The sequence below is a fragment of the Pseudolactococcus yaeyamensis genome, from assembly GCF_054658615.1.
The window spans coordinates 1-2,489 of the sequence record NZ_BAAGGP010000159.1; the positions used below are offsets into that span (position 1 = coordinate 1).

Sequence of the window (2,489 nt, forward strand, 5' to 3'; positions counted from 1 at the left end):
TTCGGCAATGTACAGGTGAATACATTGTCAATACGCTGATAATTAGCACCTCTTGCTTGATAAGTGATAGGAGCGGGATTTCTTGGTTCGATTCCAGGTATCAGCATTGCCTAGCAATAGGCAAATAATTTCCTTTTTTACTCCCGAGGGTAGCTCGGTGGTAGGGCTGTTGTCTGTTACTCAGTGAGGATAGGCAGTCGTCAAAGGTTCAAATCCTTCCCTTGGGTCTTCTCGCTATCGTAAGTACAGACGTGTGCAAGATAGTGATTAAACAAAATTTAGGTGTGCGCAACCTAAGCAGGAGTCATTCACTGTCAATTTTGGATAAGAATGCGTTTGATCAAACGTTAAAGGTTGTATTGTGTAGTTGACTGATGTCATTGAGAAAGCCGCAAGTTCGATTCTTGCAATAAAAACTGGAGTTTGGAGGAAGGATGGTTTGAATCCATCACACAATATTTGAGAATACTCCTTTTTTCTCATTAAGCCGTGTCGTCCAACACGCAAGCAGATAGCCTAGTGGTAGGTTGACAGGTTCGATTCCTGCTATTTGCATTAACAAAATAATAGCGAAACAAAGTCTTTTGGACGAGAGTTTGTCATATCGCAAAAGGAGATTATATGGCTACTAAAAGGTTTATCCCTAAAAAAGAAAAGGGGTATGAATCTATTAACCGGAATATGCTCCAAGATAATGAAAAGTTATCTTTGGAAGCACGGGGGTTGTTAGCTTATATGCTAAGTATGCCAGATTCATATGAATTTCACAAAACTCAATTACAAAAATATTTTGCTAAAAATAAGCGTAAATCTGTTGAGAGGATTTGGAATGAACTTCTTGAAGAATCTTACATTATTGGTGTGAAATTTCGAAATGGTGAATCTTATCAGTATGACTATCATTTTAAAGATACTCGTTTCACAGATTCTGATTTTGAAGAGCTTAAAAGTGATTATGCTGAAGTTGATGATTTTAAAATTGTTCAACCTATTGATTTAGAAGAACGACGTCGTAAAGATAAAATCAGTCGTGAGAAACGTGAGCAGTTAAAAATAAAGCAGGCGATTGAGAAAGCCCAGTCTAGTGGCATTTCACCAGATGTCCGTAACGGACAACTAATAAATCTAATACCGACAAATCTATTACTAAAATATCTGATGTCGATACAGTATCGATACCAGATTCTCCTACGGAGAAATCTTCTCGAAATCCTTTATCTTCTGAGAAAATATCTGATGAAAAAAACAAAGCACCTGAATTAACTATTTCAGAGCTTTTGGATATGAGAGATTATCCATTTTTAAGTGCCTACACTATCAATCGTCTAAAACTCTTTGGAGCAGATGCACCAAAGTTGATTGACAAAATCTATCAGACTAAAGATAGAACTGAAAGGCATGACGGTCCAATAACTTTAAGGTTAAAACGAAATATTGATTTCATGACTGATTTTAGCATTCCGCGCCTACATGGTGAAATCTGGTCAAGAGATATTGAATTAGAGGTTGATCGATTTATCGCTAGAATAAAAATTCATGGTGAAAATCGTGAAGAGGTCCATGATATTGTTGGCTATTTCTATAAGCAAATGATGAATTTCTGGAAGAAAGCTCTGATACTCGAAGCTAGAAAAGATATTGAAATACTAGATTTGATAAGCATGAGCGAATCAGGTGAGTCAATTATGCGCTATTTCTATCCTGATAAGCAGAGTTTGAAGGATACTGAAAAAGATTTAGAACTTTTAGAATTAGACTTAGTTAGCGAAGATATCAATAGCTATTGATAACCAATTCTTGACCGCAATGTCACTAAACTATTGCTCTTTGACAACTGAATATCAACCTACGCCCTGATTATGGTGATAAGGCTTGTTTTAACAAGCAGCTGCCACGTATGCCTATGAGATAAAAAAGAAATAGGGGAGTAGTGTAAGGTGGCGTAATGAACCACTCTCAGGCATCCACGAGCGAGTCCCTACCATGGCAAAACTATGGCTAAACGAGCTATGAGTTCGAGATATCTTTGACTATAAATCTCACGGAAAAAGCACCGATAAAGCTACGGCTTTTCAACCTCAGACATGAGGGTTAATAATAAATTTCCTAAGGAGGAACTATGTACGAAATTAAACTATCTGATTTACGCCAATTAGGCTATTTTGGCAATGCGACCGCAAAGCTTGATAAAAAACATAACTTTGCAATTTGTGAGATCCGCAAGGACGGCATTTATGTGCCGCAGAAAAATTGTATCGTTGCAGGCAAACGTTCGTCTCTCAAAATCCATCATAATTTTGCGAGTATTTACACTAATATTTTAACTGTCAAACAAGGCAAATTATTAGTTGCTGAGCGAGACCGCAACACTAAGAAATTAGTTGCGACGACACGATACGAGCAAAGTCTTAAAAATGCTAAAAATCAAAAAGCCTAAGGAGGCGTAAATCATGAAAATACTTACAAGCAATGTTAAAAAAGGTGGCGGC

The 2,489-nt window shown here is 37.1% G+C and carries 3 protein-coding genes; all 3 read left to right on the forward strand.

Annotation, left to right across the window (positions count from 1 at the left end; genetic code table 11):
* Positions 1 to 621 precede the first annotated feature (621 nt).
* Positions 622 to 1,263, forward strand: a complete 642-nt coding sequence (locus ACYQ21_RS15275; RefSeq protein ID WP_460059517.1) for a hypothetical protein — start codon at positions 622 to 624, stop codon at positions 1,261 to 1,263.
* A gap of 179 nt (positions 1,264 to 1,442) precedes the next feature.
* The gene (locus ACYQ21_RS15280; RefSeq protein ID WP_460059519.1) at positions 1,443 to 1,787 is read left to right on the forward strand and encodes a hypothetical protein; all 345 of its coding nucleotides are present in this window, start codon (positions 1,443 to 1,445) and stop codon (positions 1,785 to 1,787) included.
* Between the two features lie 332 nt (positions 1,788 to 2,119).
* Positions 2,120 to 2,437, forward strand: a complete 318-nt coding sequence (locus ACYQ21_RS15285; protein WP_460059520.1) for a hypothetical protein — start codon at positions 2,120 to 2,122, stop codon at positions 2,435 to 2,437.
* Positions 2,438 to 2,489 lie beyond the last annotated feature (52 nt).